Genomic DNA, 20,737 nt, shown 5'->3' with positions numbered 1-20,737 from the left:
TAGACTCCATAATTCCTACAGTGGTTTTACCCACTACAGAAATTATAGAGCCTAAATTTAGAGAGGTTCGACCTCTATTTTTTTGTTCTAAAGTGATGGCTACCGAGCGAATGTCTTGATAGTCGACCCTCCTCGAACGGGATTAGATGACAAGTTATTAGATGCCATCCTAACCTATGTACCGGAAAAAATGGTTTATGTTTCTTGCAATGTTTCGACCTTGGCGCGAGATTTGGTTAAACTGGTAAAAGTTTATGATCTCCAGTATATCCAGTCAGTTGATATGTTTCCCCACACTGCACGGACAGAAGCAGTCGTGAAGTTGATTAAGAAGAGTGTAAAATAAGGTATCCGGTTATAAAAGATAGATGCTAAAATAAAAAAATGAAGCTATTCTCAAAAAGTTCTTGACAAAGTAGGGAAAGTAGGTATAATAGAAAGAGTTGAAAAGCTCAGGTCCGTTGGTCAAGGGGTTAAGACACCGCCTTTTCACGGCGGTAACACGGGTTCGAATCCCGTACGGACTATGGTATATTGCGGATGGAACACTTGATGAAAAAAGTTCAAAAAAGTTTCAAAAAACTGTTGACAGAGAGAGTTAGCTGTGATATACTAATATAGTTGTCGCTTGAGAGAGATTGAGTGACAAAGACCTTTGAAAACTGAACAAGACGAACCAATGTGCAGGGCACTACAACTAATGTTGTAGTACTGAACAATGAAAAAAACAATAAATCTGTCAGTGACAGAAATGAGTGAGAACTCAAACTTTTAATGAGAGTTTGATCCTGGCTCAGGACGAACGCTGGCGGCGTGCCTAATACATGCAAGTAGAACGCTGAAGCTTGGTGCTTGCACCGAGCGGATGAGTTGCGAACGGGTGAGTAACGCGTAGGTAACCTGCCTGGTAGCGGGGGATAACTATTGGAAACGATAGCTAATACCGCATAAAATGGATTATCGCATGATAATCGATTGAAAGGTGCAAATGCATCACTACCAGATGGACCTGCGTTGTATTAGCTAGTTGGTGGGGTAACGGCTCACCAAGGCGACGATACATAGCCGACCTGAGAGGGTGATCGGCCACACTGGGACTGAGACACGGCCCAGACTCCTACGGGAGGCAGCAGTAGGGAATCTTCGGCAATGGACGGAAGTCTGACCGAGCAACGCCGCGTGAGTGAAGAAGGTTTTCGGATCGTAAAGCTCTGTTGTAAGAGAAGAACGAGTGTGAGAGTGGAAAGTTCACACTGTGACGGTATCTTACCAGAAAGGGACGGCTAACTACGTGCCAGCAGCCGCGGTAATACGTAGGTCCCGAGCGTTGTCCGGATTTATTGGGCGTAAAGCGAGCGCAGGCGGTTAGATAAGTCTGAAGTTAAAGGCTGTGGCTTAACCATAGTACGCTTTGGAAACTGTTTAACTTGAGTGCAAGAGGGGAGAGTGGAATTCCATGTGTAGCGGTGAAATGCGTAGATATATGGAGGAACACCGGTGGCGAAAGCGGCTCTCTGGCTTGTAACTGACGCTGAGGCTCGAAAGCGTGGGGAGCAAACAGGATTAGATACCCTGGTAGTCCACGCCGTAAACGATGAGTGCTAGGTGTTAGACCCTTTCCGGGGTTTAGTGCCGCAGCTAACGCATTAAGCACTCCGCCTGGGGAGTACGACCGCAAGGTTGAAACTCAAAGGAATTGACGGGGGCCCGCACAAGCGGTGGAGCATGTGGTTTAATTCGAAGCAACGCGAAGAACCTTACCAGGTCTTGACATCCCTCTGACCGCTCTAGAGATAGAGTTTTCCTTCGGGACAGAGGTGACAGGTGGTGCATGGTTGTCGTCAGCTCGTGTCGTGAGATGTTGGGTTAAGTCCCGCAACGAGCGCAACCCCTATTGTTAGTTGCCATCATTCAGTTGGGCACTCTAGCGAGACTGCCGGTAATAAACCGGAGGAAGGTGGGGATGACGTCAAATCATCATGCCCCTTATGACCTGGGCTACACACGTGCTACAATGGCTGGTACAACGAGTCGCAAGCCGGTGACGGCAAGCTAATCTCTTAAAGCCAGTCTCAGTTCGGATTGTAGGCTGCAACTCGCCTACATGAAGTCGGAATCGCTAGTAATCGCGGATCAGCACGCCGCGGTGAATACGTTCCCGGGCCTTGTACACACCGCCCGTCACACCACGAGAGTTTGTAACACCCGAAGTCGGTGAGGTAACCTTTTAGGAGCCAGCCGCCTAAGGTGGGATAGATGATTGGGGTGAAGTCGTAACAAGGTAGCCGTATCGGAAGGTGCGGCTGGATCACCTCCTTTCTAAGGATAAGGAACTGCACATTGGTCTTGTTTAGTCTTGAGAGGTCTTGTGGGGCCTTAGCTCAGCTGGGAGAGCGCCTGCTTTGCACGCAGGAGGTCAGCGGTTCGATCCCGCTAGGCTCCATTGGTGAGAGATCACCAAGTAATGCACATTGAAAATTGAATATCTATATCAAATAGTAACAAGAAAATAAACCGAAACGCTGTAGTATTAAAAGAGTTTATGACTGAAAGGTCAGAAAATAAGGTTAAGTTAATAAGGGCGCACGGTGGATGCCTTGGCACTAGGAGCCGAAGAAGGACGTGACAAACGACGATATGCCTTGGGTAGCTGTAAGTAAGCGATGATCCAGGGATTTCCGAATGGGGGAACCCAACAGGTACTACCTGTTACCCACATCTGTTAAGGATGTGAGGAGGAAGACGCAGTGAACTGAAACATCTAAGTAGCTGCAGGAAGAGAAAGCAAAAGCGATTGCCTTAGTAGCGGCGAGCGAAACGGCAGGAGGGCAAACCGAAGAGTTTACTCTTCGGGGTTGTAGGACTGCAAAGTGGACTCAAAGATTATAGAAGAATGATTTGGGAAGATCAGCCAAAGAGAGTAAGAGCCTCGTATTTAAAATAGTCTTTGTACCTAGCAGTATCCTGAGTACGGCGGGACACGAGAAATCCCGTCGGAATCTGGGAGGACCATCTCCCAACCCTAAATACTCCCTAGTGACCGATAGTGAACCAGTACCGTGAGGGAAAGGTGAAAAGCACCCCGGGAGGGGAGTGAAATAGAACCTGAAACCGTGTGCCTACAACAAGTTCGAGCCCGTTAATGGGTGAGAGCGTGCCTTTTGTAGAATGAACCGGCGAGTTACGATATGATGCGAGGTTAAGTTGAAGAGACGGAGCCGTAGGGAAACCGAGTCTGAATAGGGCGCATTAGTATCATGTCGTAGACCCGAAACCATGTGACCTACCCATGAGCAGGTTGAAGGTGCGGTAAGACGCACTGGAGGACCGAACCAGGGCACGTTGAAAAGTGCTTGGATGACTTGTGGGTAGCGGAGAAATTCCAAACGAACTTGGAGATAGCTGGTTCTCTCCGAAATAGCTTTAGGGCTAGCGTCGACATTAGAGATTCTTGGAGGTAGAGCACTGTTTGGGTGAGGGGTCCATCCCGGATTACCAATCTCAGATAAACTCCGAATGCCAAAGAATTATGGTCGGCAGTCAGACTGCGAGTGCTAAGATCCGTAGTCGAAAGGGAAACAGCCCAGACCACCAGCTAAGGTCCCAAAATAATTGTTAAGTGGAAAAGGATGTGGGGTTGCACAGACAACTAGGATGTTAGCTTAGAAGCAGCTATTCATTCAAAGAGTGCGTAATAGCTCACTAGTCGAGTGACCCTGCGCCGAAAATGTACCGGGGCTAAAACAATTTACCGAAGCTGTGGATACCTTTATAGGTATGGTAGGAGAGCGTTCTATGTGTGGAGAAGGTGTACCGTGAGGAGCGCTGGAACGCATAGAAGTGAGAATGCCGGTATGAGTAGCGAAAGACAGGTGAGAATCCTGTCCACCGTAAGACTAAGGTTTCCAGGGGAAGGCTCGTCCGCCCTGGGTTAGTCGGGACCTAAGGAGAGACCGAAAGGTGTATCCGATGGACAACAGGTTGATATTCCTGTACTAGAGTATGTAGTGATGGAGGGACGCAGTAGGCTAACTAAAGCAGACGAATGGAAGTGTCTGTCTAAGCAGTGAGGTGTGATATGAGTCAAATGCTTATATCTATAACATTGAGCTGTAATGGGGAGCGAAGTTTAGTAGCGAAGTTAGTGACGTCACACTGCCAAGAAAAGCTTCTAGCGTTTAAACATACTCTACCCGTACCGCAAACCGACACAGGTAGTCGAGGCGAGTAGCCTCAGGTGAGCGAGAGAACTCTCGTTAAGGAACTCGGCAAAATGACCCCGTAACTTCGGGAGAAGGGGTGCTGACATATGTCAGCCGCAGTGAATAGGCCCAAGCAACTGTTTATCAAAAACACAGCTCTCTGCTAAATCGTAAGATGATGTATAGGGGGTGACGCCTGCCCGGTGCTGGAAGGTTAAGAGGAGTGCTTAGGAGTAATCCGAAGGTATGAATTGAAGCCCCAGTAAACGGCGGCCGTAACTATAACGGTCCTAAGGTAGCGAAATTCCTTGTCGGGTAAGTTCCGACCCGCACGAAAGGCGTAATGATTTGGGCACTGTCTCAACGAGAGACTCGGTGAAATTTTAGTACCTGTGAAGATGCAGGTTACCCGCGACAGGACGGAAAGACCCCATGGAGCTTTACTGCAGTTTGATATTGAGTGTCTGTACCACATGTACAGGATAGGTAGGAGTCTAAGAGATCGGGACGCCAGTTTCGAAGGAGACGTTGTTGGGATACTACCCTTGTGTTATGGCCACTCTAACCCGGATAGGTGATCCCTATCGGAGACAGTGTCTGACGGGCAGTTTGACTGGGGCGGTCGCCTCCTAAAAGGTAACGGAGGCGCCCAAAGGTTCCCTCAGAATGGTTGGAAATCATTCGCAGAGTGTAAAGGTATAAGGGAGCTTGACTGCGAGAGCAACAACTCGAGCAGGGACGAAAGTCGGGCTTAGTGATCCGGTGGTTCCGTATGGAAGGGCCATCGCTCAACGGATAAAAGCTACCCTGGGGATAACAGGCTTATCTCCCCCAAGAGTTCACATCGACGGGGAGGTTTGGCACCTCGATGTCGGCTCGTCGCATCCTGGGGCTGTAGTCGGTCCCAAGGGTTGGGCTGTTCGCCCATTAAAGCGGCACGCGAGCTGGGTTCAGAACGTCGTGAGACAGTTCGGTCCCTATCCGTCGCGGGCGTAGGAAATTTGAAAGGATCTGCTCCTAGTACGAGAGGACCAGAGTGGACTTACCGCTGGTGTACCAGTTGTCTTGCCAAAGGCATCGCTGGGTAGCTATGTAGGGAAGGGATAAACGCTGAAAGCATCTAAGTGTGAAACCCACCTCAAGATGAGATTTCCCATGATTATATATCAGTAAGAGCCCTGAGAGAAGATCAGGTAGATAGGTTAGAAGTGGAAGTGTGGCGACACATGTAGCGGACTAATACTAATAGCTCGAGGACTTATCCAAAGTAACTGAGGATACGAAGTGTGAGGTTTTCTTGAGATTTGATAGATATTCAATTTTGAGTAGGTATTACTCAGAGTTAAGTGACGATAGCCTAGGAGATACACCTGTACCCATGCCGAACACAGCAGTTAAGCCCTAGAACGCCGGAAGTAGTTGGGGGTTGCCCCCTGTGAGATATGGAAGTCGCTTAGCTTTTATCCGCCATAGCTCAGTTGGTAGTAGCGCATGACTGTTAATCATGATGTCGTAGGTTCGAGTCCTACTGGCGGAGTACTATTAGAAACGTTCAATCGAACGTTTTTTATTTTATAAATAAAGTAAACTTCTCAAAATTCAAAACTTAATTTTTTCATCTATAAATGCCTCTATATTTTATTTTTAGTCCGTTTAGCTTTAAATTCTACTTTTATAGGATTTGAAGCTTTTTTAGTTCTTATTTTTGTTAGACTAGTGTTAATAATAAGAAAGGGATTTTTTATATGCTTCAAAATTTTTATGATAGAGCATTTGTCTTTTTGAAATTAGTTGAACAAGAATATGCTTCTTTAGGTCAGAGTCGTGCTGAGTGGGAATCACTTCATCTTCGTTTTTTACTTTATTACTTGATAAGATTTAGAATTACAAGTGTTAAAGACTTTTATTTATATCATTTTCAGACGGCCTATCGCTTGTATTTAGATAAATTCTTGCTAGAAGGCACTACTCTAAACTAGTGAGTTTCATATATATCATTTATCACGAACAATAATCAGCATTGAATTTGTGAATTTAAGGATTTTATTTAAAATTTAAGGTTAGGATTTTTATAATTTACAGAAATTCCAAATCTTTTCTAGTGTTTCTTCTTGATAAAATAGTGTTTTTTTCTTATAATAAATTGTAAGATATAATTGCAGGTGAGACTCCTGCCATGTATATGAGAAAGGAAGAGCCACACGGCTCAGACAAAGTTTTACTATGACTTCAGTTGTTGTTGTTGGTACCCAGTGGGGTGATGAAGGTAAAGGGAAAATTACAGATTTTCTTTCAGCTAATGCAGAAGTGATTGCTCGTTATCAAGGTGGTGACAATGCTGGTCACACAATTGTGATTGATGGCAAGAAATTTAAGTTACACTTGATTCCATCAGGTATTTTCTTCCCCGAAAAGATTTCTGTTATTGGGAACGGGATGGTTGTAAACCCTAAATCTCTAGTAAAAGAATTGACCTATCTTCATGATGAAGGTGTGACAACAGATAATTTACGCATTTCGGATCGTGCGCATGTCATTTTGCCATATCATATTGAATTAGACCGTCTACAAGAAGAAGCTAAGGGCGACAATAAAATTGGGACAACTATCAAGGGTATTGGTCCAGCCTATATGGATAAAGCTGCTCGTGTTGGGATTCGTATTGCTGATCTTTTGGATAAGGATATTTTCCGTGAACGTTTGGAACGCAATCTTGCGGAAAAGAATCGTCTGTTTGAAAAATTGTATGACAGTACTCCTATTTCAATTGATGATGTTTTTGAAGAGTACTATGAGTACGGCCAACAAATCAAGCAGTATGTGACAGATACGTCTGTTATCTTAAATGATGCGCTTGATAATGGCAAACGTGTGCTTTTTGAAGGTGCGCAAGGTGTTATGTTGGATATTGACCAAGGTACGTATCCATTTGTTACGTCGTCAAACCCTGTCGCTGGTGGTGTGACAATTGGGTCTGGTGTTGGTCCAAGTAAGATTGACAAGGTTGTAGGTGTATGTAAAGCCTACACAAGTCGTGTAGGAGATGGACCTTTCCCAACTGAATTATTTGATGAAGTAGGGGATCGCATTCGTGAAGTAGGTCATGAATACGGTACAACAACTGGCCGTCCACGTCGTGTGGGTTGGTTTGACTCAGTTGTGATGCGTCACAGCCGCCGTGTATCTGGGATTACCAATCTTTCATTGAACTCTATCGATGTTTTGAGTGGTTTGGATACTGTGAAAATCTGTGTGGCCTATGATCTTGATGGTCAACGTATTGATTACTATCCTGCTAGTCTTGAGCAGTTGAAACGTTGCAAGCCAATCTACGAGGAATTGCCAGGTTGGTCAGAAGACATCACTGGAGTCCGTAATTTAGAAGACCTTCCTGAGAATGCACGTAACTATGTTCGTCGTGTAAGCGAGTTGGTTGGTGTTCGTATCTCAACTTTCTCAGTAGGTCCCGGTCGTGAACAAACTAATATTTTAGAAAGTGTTTGGTCATAGGAGATTTTTAAGATTAGTTTAAGACAGGTTGGGTATACTATAGACAGTTACAAGAAGACCTCCTAACTTGTTGTAGCAAAATCCTAAACTTTTCTTTTTCATAATAATCTCCCTATTAAGTCACCCCATTGGGTGGCTTTTTTTGTCTTGGGAATCATGATATAATAATAGAATCGACAAGTAGGAAAAGGAAAAATTGATGCATTATACAGTTGAAGAAAAAGAAAACTTCATGAGAGAGGCCTTGAAGGAGGCAGAAATTGCTCTAGAACACGATGAAATTCCAATTGGCTGTGTGATTGTCAAGGATGGAGAAATCATTGGTAGGGGGCATAATGCACGCGAAGAGTTGCAACGGGCGGTTATGCATGCAGAAATCATGGCCATAGAGAATGCGAACGCGAGTGAAGAAAGTTGGCGTCTGCTGGATTGTACCCTTTTTGTGACCATTGAGCCCTGTGTGATGTGTAGTGGGGCAATCGGGCTTGCCCGTATTCCAAAGGTAGTCTACGGGGCTAAGAATCAGAAATTTGGTGCAGCTGGAAGCTTGTACGATATTTTGACAGATGAGCGTCTCAATCATCGTGTAGAGGTTGAAACGGGAGTTTTGGAGAGTGAGTGTGCAGCAATTATGCAGGATTTTTTCCGAAATCGACGGAAAAAATAATTTCTCTTTAAAAACAGAGGGGAATGTGGTATAATAAACAGTGGAGCAACAGTTCTGCGTGAAGCGGGTCAGGGGAGGAATCCAGCAGCCCTAAGCGAGTGTGAATTGTGTGCTCTTTTTTCGTGCTTTTTTCGAATAAATAAGATAAAATAGCCTAGAATAAATGATAATAGAAAAGAGAAAAATATGAAAATTCGTGGTTTTGAATTGGTTTCGAGTTTTACAGATGAAAATTTGTTGCCTAAGCGTGAGACAGCTCATGCAGCTGGCTATGATTTAAAGGTTGCCGAACGAACAGTGATTGCTCCAGGGGAGATTGTCCTCGTTCCAACTGGGGTCAAGGCTTATATGCAACCGACAGAAGTGCTCTATCTCTATGACCGTTCTTCAAATCCTCGTAAAAAGGGCTTGGTCTTGATTAACTCTGTGGGTGTCATTGACGGAGACTATTATGGCAATCCAGGGAATGAAGGACATATCTTTGCTCAGATGAAAAATATTACTCACCAGGAAGTTGTTCTTGAAGTTGGCGAACGTGTAGTTCAGGCTGTCTTTGCGCCTTTCTTAATTGCAGATGGAGATGAGGCGGATGGTGTTCGAACAGGTGGATTTGGATCGACAGGGAAATAGAGGGATAAAATGGCAGACTATTTATTAGTTGTAGACATGCAGTCAGATTATGTTGCTGTAGGAAAAGTATATCATGAAGAACTGACTGCAGCTGTAAATGACAAAATTGCTACTTATCCCAGCGACCGAGTTATCTATATTCTCAATCGTTTTTTCTGGGAGAGAAAAGATAGAAAGAAGAAATTTGCGACCAACTTGTTAGTTGTATCTTCTCGTATCTTTGAGAAGTGTCGAGCTTCTTGCTTTACTAATCCAGATTTAAAAGATTTTTTAGAGGGAAATGGTGCTAAGAGCTTAGAGTTTATAGGGGTAGATGGCAATTTCTGTGTCAAGGCTTCCGTCTTGGCAGCTGTCAAGGAGAATTATCAGGTTTCTGTCGATTTGTCTGCTGTCGGAGTTGCCAACCAGAATAAATTTCAAAATACATTGTATAAGTGGCATTCTTTCGGAGTAACCGTAAAAGGAGAATTATTATAGCTAAGAAAAAAGCGACATTTGTATGTCAAAATTGTGGGTATAATTCACCTAAGTATCTAGGGCGCTGTCCCAACTGTGGATCTTGGTCTTCTTTTGTAGAAGAGGTAGAGATTGCAGAGGTCAAGAATGCGCGTGTGTCCTTGGCAGGTGATAAAACCAAGCCTATGAAACTGGCTGAGGTAACTTCAATCAATGTCAATCGAACCAAGACGGAGATGGAGGAATTCAACCGTGTCCTTGGAGGCGGAGTGGTTCCAGGAAGTCTCGTCCTAATTGGGGGAGATCCTGGAATCGGAAAATCAACTCTTCTCCTACAAGTTTCAACCCAGTTATCTCAAGTGGGTACGGTTCTATACGTCAGTGGGGAGGAGTCTGCCCAACAGATTAAGCTACGGGCAGAGCGCTTGGGGGATATTGATAGCGAGTTTTATCTCTATGCAGAGACCAATATGCAGAGTGTTCGTGCAGAGGTGGAGCGCATCCAACCAGACTTTCTTATTATCGACTCTATCCAGACTATTATGTCTCCTGAGATTTCAGGGGTACAGGGGTCTGTTTCTCAGGTGCGTGAGGTGACAGCTGAGCTCATGCAGTTGGCTAAGACCAATAACATCGCTATCTTTATCGTAGGGCATGTGACAAAGGAAGGTACTCTGGCCGGCCCGCGTATGTTGGAGCATATGGTAGATACAGTGCTTTACTTTGAAGGGGAACGCCACCATACCTTCCGCATCTTGAGAGCAGTCAAAAACCGCTTTGGTTCCACTAATGAGATTGGCATCTTTGAGATGCAGTCAGGTGGGTTGGTTGAGGTGCTCAATCCGAGTCAAGTTTTCCTAGAAGAGCGTTTGGACGGGGCGACTGGTTCATCCATCGTGGTAACTATGGAAGGGACACGTCCAATTCTTGCTGAAGTGCAAGCCTTGGTGACACCGACTATGTTTGGGAATGCCAAGCGCACGACGACAGGGCTTGATTTCAATCGTGCTAGTTTGATTATGGCTGTTTTGGAAAAACGTGCAGGGCTTCTCTTGCAAAATCAGGATGCCTATCTCAAATCTGCTGGTGGTGTCAAATTGGATGAACCTGCCATTGATTTAGCAGTTGCGGTTGCTATTGCTTCGAGCTATAAAGACAAGCCAACCAATCCTCAGGAATGTTTTGTGGGTGAACTGGGCTTGACCGGAGAAATTCGACGCGTGAATCGTATCGAACAACGTATCAATGAAGCGGCAAAATTGGGCTTTACCAAGATTTATGTACCCAAGAATTCCTTGACAGGAATCACTCCACCCAAGGAAATTGAGGTCATTGGTGTGACGACTATTCAGGAAGTTTTGAAAAAGGTCTTTGCATAATCCGTGACAAATCCTCTTAAAAATGATAAGATAGGAGAAATATTTGATTATCAAATTTTTAAGGGGGAAAACGTGTCGTATTTTGAACAGTTTATGAAAGCCAATCAGGCTTATGTTGCCCTACATGGGCAGTTAAATTTGCCACTTAAACCCAAAACCAGAGTAGCGATCGTGACCTGCATGGACTCGCGTCTACACGTTGCCCATGCTCTTGGTTTGGCCCTTGGGGATGCTCATATCTTGCGGAATGCGGGTGGTCGAGTAACTGAGGACATGATTCGTTCTCTGGTGATCTCTCAGCAACAAATGGGCACACGTGAAATTGTGGTGCTTCACCATACAGACTGTGGAGCTCAGACCTTTCAAAATGAGGCTTTTCAAGAGCATTTGAAGCACGAACTCGGGGTTGATGTGTTTGATCAAGATTTTTTACCATTCCAGGATGTTGAAGAGAGTGTGAGAGAGGATATGCAATTGCTTCGAGAATCTCCACTGATTCCTGATGATGTGGTTATTTCAGGTGCTGTCTATGATGTGGATACAGGGAGTATGAGAGAAGTATACTAACTTTATCTCGCAGAATTTCTAATCCTAGCATAAGATTGCTACTTCAAATGTAGCAATTTTAATTTTAATGTAGCTAATATAAAGTAGCAAAAAAACAAGGGTATAAATGTTTGCTCTTGTTTTATTTTTGATTGAAAAATAAAGGGAAAAGCGCTACAATGGTAGATGGAAAATGTTGTGAAAAACAAGTGATACATAAATACCGGAGGAAATCATGTCTTTTTCTGATTTAAAGCTGTTTGCCCTTTCTTCTAATAGAGAATTGGCAGAGCGTGTGGCACAAGAGATTGGGATAGAGTTGGGGAAATCGACTGTTCGCCAATTTTCAGATGGAGAGATTCAGGTCAACATCGAAGAATCAATCCGTGGAAAACACGTCTTTATCTTACAATCAACGAGCTCACCTGTAAATGACAATCTGCTCGAAATTTTGATCATGGTAGATGCCTTGAAGCGGGCTAGTGCAGAATCTGTCAACGTTGTCATGCCTTACTATGGTTACGCACGTCAGGATAGAAAAGCGAGAGCGCGTGAGCCAATCACTGCAAAACTTGTGGCAAATATGCTAGAAGTGGCTGGTGTGGATCGTTTGTTGACGATTGATTTGCACGCTGCACAGATTCAGGGATTCTTTGATATTCCCGTAGATCACTTGATGGGTGCTCCATTGATTGCGGACTATTTTGAACGCCGTGGCATGGTTGGCTCTGACTATGTGGTTGTCAGCCCAGACCATGGTGGGGTGACTCGTGCTCGTAAATTGGCGGAGTTTTTGAAAACTCCGATTGCGATTATTGATAAACGCCGTAGTGTAGACAAGATGAATACCAGTGAAGTGATGAACATCATTGGTAAGGTAGAAGGTAAGACTTGTATCTTGATTGACGATATGATCGATACAGCTGGAACTATTTGTCATGCAGCGGACGCTCTTGCTGAAGCAGGTGCTGTTGAAGTTTACGCAAGCTGTACGCACCCAGTTCTTTCTGGGCCAGCTATGGACAATATCCAAAAATCAGCTATTAAGAAATTGGTTGTTTTGGATACTATCTACCTACCAGAAGAGCGTTTGATTGATAAGATTGAACAAATTTCGATTGCTCATCTTCTGGGAGATGCTATTATTCGTATCCAAGAAAAACGTCCTCTTTCTCCCCTGTTTTGTATTGAGAAAAAGATTTAAAACTTACAACTGAAAATATGTGAGTTATAATGGTAGAGAATCTAATAATAATGAAAACTTTATTTTATAATATATTTTAAGAGATTCTAAACAGAGATTTAATAAATGCATAGATCTAAAGAAGTTCCGGGATATATTGTTCGTTTTTTGCGTATAATCTATTAGTTGACATAGATTAAAAACGCTTTCTTATTTTATGTAACGAAATTCTTACTTGCTTTATTAGATTTTTTTAAAAAAAATTAAAAAAATACTTGACAATCACAATATATATGATATACTTTAGGTAATAAGGCAAGACCTTATAAATTAAATAAGAAATTAAAGAGGAGATAAAACAATGAAAAAAGTTTTATTGTCATCAGTAGTAGCTCTTGCAGTATTTTCTGCAGCAGCCCCAGCGTTTGCAGATATCAATGGTGGAGCTAACACTCCTGGAGCATATGATTCACGTGAAGCATATGAAAACCAATCTGAATTTGTAAGTGCTCGTACAGTTGAAGAGTACCTTAACAATCATGCAGCAGAAATCAAAGCTCAAGCAGCAGCTGATCCAGCAGTTGTAGCAGCTAAAAAAGAATTTGATGCTGTCGAAGGCGGATCACACCTTTATGGTGAAAAGAAAGCAGCTTATGAGGCAGCTTACAATACTGCATTCTTGAATGTACGTAATGAGTACGTACAAAAATTCCAAGAAGTTCAAAATTCAGCGAAGAAAGCTGAAGGTAATTACTACATCTTGAACGAAACTCCAGAACAAAAGAATGCTCGTTACGAGAAAGAACATGGTAAAGCAGCAGCTGATCAAGCAGCACCTGGTCAAGCAGCACCTGGTCAAGCAGCAGCTGATAAGCCATCAGCTAAACCTGAAGAAGGTAAACCAGGTGTAGCTGATCAAGCTAAAAAATCTGCTGAAGCAGCTAAAAAAGCTGGTGTAGATGCAAAAGCTGGTCAAAAAGCTCTTCCAAAAACACACGCTGCTAAATAATTCATTTATTTGGTGAAGTATCCTATCACTGAAACTTTGTTTCAGTGATTTTTTTGATAATAGTAGAATAGTTGAAGGGGAAAAAATGAGTAAACGTTCTAAAAAAACCAAAGCATCCATTTGGAAAATTATTCTCTCCGTGCTTACAGTAGCGCTTGTTGCAATAGGTGGCTATTTTGTATTTAATAGTTATACAACTCCAAAGGGAACAACTAACGAACCAGAAGTTACTCAGGAAGCATCGAAACCGGCCTATGTTGTTAGTGCAGAAGAAAAAGAATATCTTTCAAATAGATTTAAGGGCTTAACTGCAACTAATTCTGAAACAATTGCTTATGTTTATGCTCCTGGTACACAGTTAGACGAGCCTGTTGTTCAAACAAAGGACAATGAGACTTATCTAAATAAGACCTTTGAAGGTGAACAGGTGCCTTATTTAGGTGCGGTTTTCATGGATGCTGATAATAAGAAAGATTTTAGTGATCATTTAACTTGGCTATTTGGTCATGCTAGAGGTAGTAAGGTTGGTGATCATCGTATGTTTAACGATGTGAACTACTATAGTCGTCAAGAATATTTTAATGAGCACCCCTATGTTGTTATAGAAACACCCGATAGAAAGTATTACTACGAAGCTGTTGCGATGATTATTGTACCAGAAGAAACAGCCTTCTATCGTACCAGTTTTGAAGATGATAAAGATTTTGAAAAGCAGTTAACTACAATTTATGATACAGCAGAGGTTAAGAAACCAAATGTAAAAGTATCTGCTACAGATAAGTATCTTGTCCTCTCAACTTGTCGTGAAGAGGATGATACTATTCGTGCCAATCTTTACCTTCGCCAAATTCCTGATTCAGAGATCAATGAGTTTGTGAAGCAACATGGTGATCAACTTGCATATAAAGCAACAAGATAAACTAAAATAAAAAGAAATAATTTTTTAACTTCTTAAATCCTTTAAACAGATTTAAGAAGTTTTTTATATGATGAATTGTAAAATATAGTCAATATTAGTAAAATATGCTATACTGATGAAAAAGGAGGATTTCTATGAGCCAAGAATTTATCAATCCAAGTGATGGTGTGGTCCGTCAATATCTTGCAACCAGTAAAACGTTAGCGGTAGTAGGCTTGTCCGATCGTGAAGAAACAACTAGCAATCGAGTGACTAAGGAAATGCAGGCTCGAGGCTACAAAATCATTCCAGTCAATCCCAAAGCTGCAGGTGGTGAAATCTTGGGAGAAAAGGCCTATGCAAGCCTAGCTGAGATTCCTTTTCCTGTGGATATTGTCAATGTTTACCGACGTAGCGAGTTTTTACCAGATGTGGCGCGTGATTTTCTCAAGGCTGATGCCAGGATTTTTTGGGCACAACTAGGGCTAGAAAATCTAGAAGCGGAAGAAATCCTGCGTGCTGGGGGATGCGATGACATTGTGATGAATCGCTGTATCAAGAGAGAACATACTCGCTTAATTCTTGAGCAATAAAAAGGTAGCCATGGGCTACCTTTTTTGTGTTATAAAGTACCAATCAATGCTTGCATGCCAAGACTGGTGAGGATGATGGCAATCCAGCAAAGGGCTCCGAGGACGATAGATTTACCACTGGATCTAACCATGGCAATCAGATTGGTTTTGAGACCGATGGCACTCATGGCCATGATGATAAAGAATTTAGAGAGTTGTTTGAGAGGGGTAAAGAAGCTACTGGGCACACCGAAAGAGGTAAGGAGAGTCGTTAAGAGGGAGGCCAGGATAAAATAAAGGATAAAAAGTGGGAAAACTTTTTTCAGTTGTACGCCTTGTTTATTTTCTTGCTGGCGACTTTGCCAGTAGGAGAGAAAGAGAGTGATGGGAATGATCGCTAAGGTGCGCGTGAGTTTAACAATGGTTGCGGACTCAAGGGTATTGGTTTGGTAAAGACTGTCCCAGGCGCTAGCTGTGGCCGTTACAGAAGAAGTATCGTTGACCGCAGTACCCGCAAAGAGGGCAAAACCTTCATTGGATAGGTGAAGCCATGTTCCTAGCGTTGGAAAGATAAGTGCTGCTAAGACATTGAAGAAAAAGATAACGGAGATGGCTTGGGCAACTTCTTTTTCCTTGGCATGGATAACGGGCGCTGTCGCAGCAATGGCAGAGCCACCACAGATAGAAGACCCCACTCCAATCAAGGTAGCCAGTTTTGTGTCTAGCGCAAAGAAACGCTGGAAGAGGTAGGCAACAATCAAGGAAATCGAAATGGTGGAAAGGATGACGGGGAGTGAAGATTGTCCAACTGCGAAGACTTGCGAGATATTGAGACCAAAACCGAGTAAGATAACGGCATACTGGAGCAATTTCTTTGAACTAAAGGTCAAACCTGCATCTAGTTGTTTGTAGGGTGAGAGCCAGGGGTGGAGGAGCATTCCAGCAAAAATTGCAAAGACAGGTGCACCCACGACGGGGAAAAATCCTCCCAGGAACCAAGATACGATAGAAATGAGAAGGCAGGCCAAGATTCCTGCTCCATTTTTTGATAAAAATGACATATAAACCTCCGAAAATAAGCACTTATTATTATAGTCCTGTCGAGAAGAAAAGTAAAACAGAAAGTGAAAAATGCGGGGTTCAGATGGATTTTGCGGTCAGGGAGCTTTTGTAGTATAATAGTACTATGTTCTGTAAGCAAGGGGGATATCTATGGACTTAACTAAGCGCTTTAATAAACAATTAGATAAGATTCAAGTTTCGTTGATTCGTCAGTTTGACCAGGCTATTTCGGAGATTCCTGGGGTCTTGCGTTTGACCTTGGGAGAACCTGATTTTACAACGCCAGATCATGTTAAGGAAGCGGCTAAGCGAGCCATCGACCAGAACCAATCCTACTATACAGGGATGAGTGGTCTGTTAACATTACGTCAGGCAGCCAGTGATTTTGTAAAAGAAAAATACCAGCTAGATTACAATCCTGAAAATGAAATCTTGGTTACAATTGGGGCGACAGAGGCTTTATCTGCTACTTTGACAGCTATTTTGGAAGAAGGAGATAAGGTGCTCTTGCCAGCTCCTGCCTATCCAGGTTATGAGCCAATTGTCAATCTAGTTGGGGCAGAGGTTGTCGAGATTGATACAATTGAAAATGGTTTTGTCTTGACTCCTGAGATGTTGGAAAAGGCCATTTTGGAGCAAGGCGACAAGCTCAAGGCGGTCATTCTCAACTATCCAGCCAATCCGACAGGAATTACCTATAGTCGGGAGCAGTTGGAAGCCTTGGCGGACGTTTTACGCAAGTATGAGATTTTCGTTGTCTGTGATGAGGTTTACTCAGAATTAACCTATACAGGCGAAGCCCATGTATCTTTGGGAACTATGCTGAGAGACCAGGCTATTATTATCAATGGTTTATCTAAGTCTCATGCTATGACAGGTTGGCGTTTAGGCTTTATCTTTGCTCCTGCAGCCTTTACAGCTCAGTTAATCAAGAGTCACCAGTACTTGGTTACTGCCGCAAATACTATGGCGCAACATGCTGCGGTAGAAGCTTTGACGGCGGGTAAAAACGATGCGGAGCCTATGAAGAAGGAATACATCCAGCGTCGTGATTATATTATCGAGAAAATGACTGCTCTTGGTTTTGAGATTATTAAACCAGACGGTGCCTTCTATATCTTTGCTAAGATTCCTGCTGGCTACAATCAAGATTCCTTTACTTTTCTGAAGGATTTTGCTCAGAAGAAGGCTGTTGCCTTTATCCCTGGTGCCGCCTTTGGACGCTACGGAGAAGGCCATGTTCGCCTATCTTATGCAGCTAGCATGGAGACTATCAAAGAAGCCATGAAACGACTTGAGGAGTACATGAGAGAAGCATGATTCAGTCTATCACGAGTCAAGGCTTGGTGCTCTACAATCGTAATTTTCGTGAGGATGACAAGTTAGTCAAGATTTTTACCGAGCAGGCTGGCAAGCGCATGTTTTTCGTCAAACACGCTGGTCAGTCCAAACTAGCTCCGGTTATTCAGCCCTTGGTGTTGGCGCGATTTCTCTTACGAATCAATGATGATGGGCTCAGCTATATCGAGGACTACCATGAGGTGATGACCTTTCCTAAGATTAATAGTGATCTCTTTGTCATGGCTTATGCGACCTATGTTGCTGCTCTTGCAGATGCTAGTTTGCAGGATAACCAGCAGGATGCTCCCTTGTTTACTTTTTTGCAAAAGACTTTGGAGTTGATGGAAGAGGGTTTGGATTATCAGGTTTTGACCAATATTTTTGAAATTCAAATCTTGACCCGATTTGGAATTAGTCTCAATTTTAATGAGTGTGTCTTTTGCCATCGGATCGGTCAGGCTTTTGACTTTTCTTTCAAATATGGAGCCTGCCTCTGCCCAGAGCATTATCATGAAGATGAGAGACGTTGCCATCTCAATCCCAATATCCCTTATCTACTCAATCAATTTCAAGCCATTGATTTTGAGACCTTAGAGACCATTTCGCTCAAGCCCGAAATCAAGCAAGACTTGCGCAAGTTTATAGACCAAATCTACGAAGAGTATGTTGGAATTCACCTAAAATCAAAGAAATTTATTGATTCCCTAGCAGACTGGGGACAATTACTAAAAGAGGAAGACAAATGAAAAAAATCGCAGTAGATGCTATGGGGGGCGATTATGCACCTCAAGCTATCGTTGAGGGTGTCAATCAAGCCCTGGCTAACTTTTCAGATATTGAGGTTCAACTCTATGGAGACGAAAGCAAAATCAAGCAATATCTAACAGGGACAGAACGTGTCAGCATTATCCATACGGATGAGAAGATTGATTTTGATGATGAACCTACAAAAGCTATTCGTAAGAAGAAAAATGCCAGTATGGTATTAGCGGCTAAGGCAGTCAAAGAAGGAGAGGCAGACGCTGTCCTCTCAGCTGGGAATACAGGTGCCTTGTTGGCTGCAGGATTCTTCATTGTGGGTCGTATCAAAAATATCGATCGTCCAGGACTCATGTCTACCTTGCCGACCATTGATGGCAAAGGGTTTGATATGCTAGATCTCGGTGCCAATGCGGAAAATACAGCCCATCATCTGCACCAATACGCTGTTTTGGGTTCCTTCTATGCGAAAAATGTTCGTGGGATTTTGAAACCACGTGTTGGTTTGCTCAATAATGGAACAGAGAGTAGCAAGGGTGATCCCCTTCGTAAGGAAACCTACGCCTTGCTAGCAGCTGATGAAAGCTTGAATTTTGTCGGAAACGTGGAAGCGCGTGATTTGATGAATGGCGTTGCGGATGTTGTTGTGGCAGATGGTTTCACGGGAAACGCTGTGCTCAAATCTATTGAAGGGACAGCCATGGGTATCATGGGCTTGCTTAAGACAGCTATCACAGGTGGTGGTCTTCGAGCGAAACTAGGTGCTCTTCTTCTCAAGGATAGCCTTAAAGGTTTGAAAAAGCAACTCAACTATTCAGATGTTGGTGGAGCGGTCTTGTTTGGTGTTAAGGCACCGGTTGTCAAGACTCATGGCTCAAGTGATGCCAAGGCTGTGTATAGTACGATTCGCCAGATTCGTACCATGCTAGAAACAGACGTAGTTGCCCAGACTGCGCGTGAATTTTCAGGAGAATAAAAAAGATGACAGAAAAAGAAATTTTTGACCGTATTGTAACCATTATCCAAGAAAGACAGGGAGAGGATTTTGTCGTAACAGAGGCCTTGAGTTTGAAAGATGACCTAGATGCAGACTCAGTGGACTTGATGGAGTTTGTCTTGACACTAGAAGATGAATTTGGGATTGAAATCAGTGATGAGGAAATTGACCAACTGCAAAGTGTAGGAGATGTGGTAGAAGTTGTCAAAAGTAAAGAATAGCAAAAAGCAGCATGCAAGTCATGTTGTTTTTTATTTGCAGAAAAAAGAGAAAATTTTGGTAGAAATTGCGAATAAAGAGATGAGAAAGATAAAAGGAGGAATGTTTATGTATGTGACCGGTCTTTATCCGTGGTTCATTAAGTGGTTTTTAAAATAAAAATGAATGAATTGTTCGTTTTTGAATTGTTTTTCGAATAGATAGGTAAGGAAAAAGGGAAGGAGATTACGCGATGTATTTACCAATCTTATTGCCATGGTTTATCAAATGGTATTTGAAATAAATGAAATTTACCTGCTCATTTTCAATCATTTTTCGAATAGATAAGTGAGAAGAAAAGGAAGGGGAGAAATGATTTCAGTTATTTTTCCAATCTGGATTTAAAAATGGTTTAAGATCTAGAAGTCGTAAACTAAAAAATAGAAATAAAGGAGAAAAAAGATGACAAACTTTGACAAAATGGAACAGAACTTTGTAGCTCTTACAGAAGAAGAGTTGATGGATGTGGATGGGGGGATTGCTTGGGAGGTAGTCTCTGTGGGTATTGCGATTGGCTGGGGGATTTATCAAGTTGGTGAAGCTGCTGGTAAAACATTCTACTACATTACTCATCCATAGTTTTTGATAAATATGAGCAAGAAAACATTTTGGATTATACTACTCGTTATTACAATTGTGGTGACTGCCGTTGGTTTAGGATTGTCTGCATATAATTATTACGTTTTTGATAGACCTTTTTTCAACAGTACTACTAAAGGCCTGTTGTCTGCATTTGTTATGAGTGTATTGATGATTATTATCGGTGTATTAAAAGAAAACTAATTTTTATTATTAAAATGGAGGACAAATATGTCAAATTTACAAACTATTGAACAAAATTATACTACGTTAAGTGATATTGAATTGCAAGAAGTTGATGGTGGGGGAGTGTTACTTGTGGTTGGTGGTGGTATTTTGGCTATCGGACTGTTAGCTTGGGGGGCATATAATGGTTATCAGTCGGCAGCACGAGGTGGATAAAAAATAGTAGATTGTTTTTTAGTAAATAGGAGTCTGCTATGAAACAATTCTTATTAGGATTTGCTGAGGGGTATTTTGTCGTATCGATCATTCTTTATATCGCAACGTATTTGATTATGAAAAATCCGATCAATACCTTGTTTTATCCAGAAACCTATCCAATTCTGCTTGGTCTGTTTTATGTAGGATACAAGTACAAAACAAAAGAAAGTACGATTGGGAATTGATGGACCATCAGATTGGAGTTTGAGATGAAAGTCGTTCAATTACTACAAAAAGCTTGGCTA

At 42.6% G+C, this 20,737-nt stretch carries 20 protein-coding genes, 3 tRNA genes, 3 rRNA genes, 1 other RNA gene and 1 pseudogene; 27 read left to right on the top strand and 1 reads right to left on the bottom strand.

The annotated features are described in order from the left end of the window. Positions 1 to 94: 94 nt before the first annotated feature. From STO1_RS09595 to STO1_RS09505, 19 genes and pseudogenes are all read left to right on the top strand, one after another. Positions 95 to 346, top strand: a pseudogene (locus tag STO1_RS09595) (23S rRNA (uracil-5-)-methyltransferase RumA); the annotation flags it as partial. 109 nt (positions 347 to 455) lie between these two features. Further along, positions 456 to 527: transfer RNA gene (locus STO1_RS09590), tRNA-Glu, on the top strand. A gap of 243 nt (positions 528 to 770) precedes the next feature. Next, positions 771 to 2,319: ribosomal RNA gene (locus STO1_RS09585) — 16S ribosomal RNA — on the top strand. Between the two features lie 51 nt (positions 2,320 to 2,370). Further along, positions 2,371 to 2,443, top strand: a tRNA-Ala gene (locus tag STO1_RS09580). A gap of 122 nt (positions 2,444 to 2,565) precedes the next feature. Next, a 23S ribosomal RNA gene (locus tag STO1_RS09575) occupies positions 2,566 to 5,468 on the top strand. 76 nt (positions 5,469 to 5,544) lie between these two features. Then, a 5S ribosomal RNA gene (rrf, locus tag STO1_RS09570) occupies positions 5,545 to 5,660 on the top strand. Together the 16S, 23S and 5S rRNA genes with 3 tRNA genes alongside form the textbook arrangement of a ribosomal RNA operon. Positions 5,661 to 5,665: 5 nt before the next feature. Beyond that, positions 5,666 to 5,739, top strand: a tRNA-Asn gene (locus STO1_RS09565). 208 nt (positions 5,740 to 5,947) lie between these two features. Further along, positions 5,948 to 6,181: a sigma(X)-activator ComW gene (gene comW / locus STO1_RS09945; protein ID WP_045616591.1), complete on the top strand. Its 234-nt coding sequence runs from the start codon at positions 5,948 to 5,950 to the stop codon at positions 6,179 to 6,181. 244 nt (positions 6,182 to 6,425) lie between these two features. Next, entirely contained in the window at positions 6,426 to 7,712 is a 1,287-nt protein-coding gene (locus STO1_RS09555; protein WP_045616593.1) for an adenylosuccinate synthase, read from the top strand. 199 nt (positions 7,713 to 7,911) lie between these two features. Beyond that, positions 7,912 to 8,379 (top strand): tRNA adenosine(34) deaminase TadA, encoded by a 468-nt coding sequence (gene tadA, locus STO1_RS09550; protein ID WP_061588462.1) that lies wholly within the window; start codon positions 7,912 to 7,914, stop codon positions 8,377 to 8,379. Positions 8,380 to 8,411: 32 nt separating this feature from the next. Further along, positions 8,412 to 8,511, top strand: an RNA gene (gene ffs / locus STO1_RS09545) — signal recognition particle sRNA small type. 54 nt (positions 8,512 to 8,565) lie between these two features. Then, entirely contained in the window at positions 8,566 to 9,009 is a 444-nt protein-coding gene (locus STO1_RS09540; RefSeq protein WP_061588463.1) for a dUTP diphosphatase, read from the top strand. Positions 9,010 to 9,018: 9 nt separating this feature from the next. Then, positions 9,019 to 9,486 carry a cysteine hydrolase family protein gene (locus STO1_RS09535; protein ID WP_061588464.1) on the top strand — a complete coding sequence of 156 codons (468 nt, stop codon included), beginning with the start codon at positions 9,019 to 9,021 and terminating at the stop codon, positions 9,484 to 9,486. Next, positions 9,483 to 10,844 (top strand): DNA repair protein RadA, encoded by a 1,362-nt coding sequence (radA, locus tag STO1_RS09530; protein WP_081102821.1) that lies wholly within the window; start codon positions 9,483 to 9,485, stop codon positions 10,842 to 10,844. The genes STO1_RS09535 and radA overlap by 4 nt, the downstream gene beginning before the upstream one ends. Positions 10,845 to 10,916: 72 nt before the next feature. Further along, a complete protein-coding gene (locus tag STO1_RS09525; protein ID WP_172843656.1) occupies positions 10,917 to 11,411 on the top strand; it encodes a beta-class carbonic anhydrase in 495 nt (164 codons plus the stop codon). Between the two features lie 214 nt (positions 11,412 to 11,625). Further along, positions 11,626 to 12,594, top strand: coding sequence for a ribose-phosphate diphosphokinase (locus tag STO1_RS09520; protein ID WP_061588465.1), 969 nt, complete (start codon positions 11,626 to 11,628; stop codon positions 12,592 to 12,594). Between the two features lie 340 nt (positions 12,595 to 12,934). Further along, on the top strand, positions 12,935 to 13,582 hold the full coding sequence (gene abpA, locus STO1_RS09515; protein ID WP_061588466.1) for an amylase-binding adhesin AbpA: 648 nt from the start codon (positions 12,935 to 12,937) through the stop codon (positions 13,580 to 13,582). A gap of 85 nt (positions 13,583 to 13,667) precedes the next feature. Beyond that, on the top strand, positions 13,668 to 14,501 hold the full coding sequence (gene srtB / locus STO1_RS09510) for a class B sortase, LPKTxAVK-specific (RefSeq protein ID WP_096422956.1): 834 nt from the start codon (positions 13,668 to 13,670) through the stop codon (positions 14,499 to 14,501). A 134-nt stretch (positions 14,502 to 14,635) separates the two neighbouring features. Then, positions 14,636 to 15,073 carry a CoA-binding protein gene (locus STO1_RS09505; RefSeq protein ID WP_061588468.1) on the top strand — a complete coding sequence of 146 codons (438 nt, stop codon included), beginning with the start codon at positions 14,636 to 14,638 and terminating at the stop codon, positions 15,071 to 15,073. 29 nt (positions 15,074 to 15,102) lie between these two features. Here STO1_RS09505 and STO1_RS09500 read toward each other — a convergent pair whose 3' ends face one another. Continuing rightward, a complete protein-coding gene (locus STO1_RS09500) occupies positions 15,103 to 16,113 on the bottom strand; it encodes a YeiH family protein (protein ID WP_096422955.1) in 1,011 nt (336 codons plus the stop codon). Positions 16,114 to 16,264: 151 nt separating this feature from the next. On the opposite strand from STO1_RS09500, the gene STO1_RS09495 reads away from it, so the two are divergent. From STO1_RS09495 to STO1_RS09460, 8 genes are all read left to right on the top strand, one after another. Continuing rightward, positions 16,265 to 17,434 carry a pyridoxal phosphate-dependent aminotransferase gene (locus tag STO1_RS09495; protein WP_096422953.1) on the top strand — a complete coding sequence of 390 codons (1,170 nt, stop codon included), beginning with the start codon at positions 16,265 to 16,267 and terminating at the stop codon, positions 17,432 to 17,434. Next, positions 17,431 to 18,201, top strand: coding sequence for a DNA repair protein RecO (recO, locus tag STO1_RS09490; RefSeq protein WP_096422951.1), 771 nt, complete (start codon positions 17,431 to 17,433; stop codon positions 18,199 to 18,201). The genes STO1_RS09495 and recO overlap by 4 nt, the downstream gene beginning before the upstream one ends. Further along, entirely contained in the window at positions 18,198 to 19,190 is a 993-nt protein-coding gene (gene plsX, locus STO1_RS09485) for a phosphate acyltransferase PlsX (protein WP_096422949.1), read from the top strand. Before recO ends, plsX begins: the two co-directional genes overlap by 4 nt. A 5-nt stretch (positions 19,191 to 19,195) precedes the next feature. Further along, entirely contained in the window at positions 19,196 to 19,432 is a 237-nt protein-coding gene (locus STO1_RS09480) for an acyl carrier protein (protein ID WP_007522551.1), read from the top strand. Beyond that, positions 19,413 to 19,589, top strand: a complete 177-nt coding sequence (locus STO1_RS09775) for a hypothetical protein (protein ID WP_021164730.1) — start codon at positions 19,413 to 19,415, stop codon at positions 19,587 to 19,589. The genes STO1_RS09480 and STO1_RS09775 overlap by 20 nt, the downstream gene beginning before the upstream one ends. Before the next feature lie 282 nt (positions 19,590 to 19,871). Further along, positions 19,872 to 20,048 carry a class IIb bacteriocin, lactobin A/cerein 7B family gene (locus tag STO1_RS09475; protein ID WP_007522553.1) on the top strand — a complete coding sequence of 59 codons (177 nt, stop codon included), beginning with the start codon at positions 19,872 to 19,874 and terminating at the stop codon, positions 20,046 to 20,048. A 231-nt stretch (positions 20,049 to 20,279) separates the two neighbouring features. Next, entirely contained in the window at positions 20,280 to 20,450 is a 171-nt protein-coding gene (locus STO1_RS09465; RefSeq protein ID WP_007522555.1) for a H354_08695 family bacteriocin-like peptide, read from the top strand. Positions 20,451 to 20,488: 38 nt separating this feature from the next. Then, the gene (locus tag STO1_RS09460) at positions 20,489 to 20,677 is read left to right on the top strand and encodes a hypothetical protein (protein ID WP_061588472.1); all 189 of its coding nucleotides are present in this window, start codon (positions 20,489 to 20,491) and stop codon (positions 20,675 to 20,677) included. Positions 20,678 to 20,737: the final 60 nt, after the last annotated feature.

The sequence above is a fragment of the Streptococcus oralis subsp. tigurinus genome, assembly GCF_002356415.1.
Taxonomy (GTDB): Bacteria; Bacillota; Bacilli; order Lactobacillales; family Streptococcaceae; genus Streptococcus; species Streptococcus oralis_F.
This window is presented reverse-complemented; position numbering and strand designations above follow the sequence as displayed.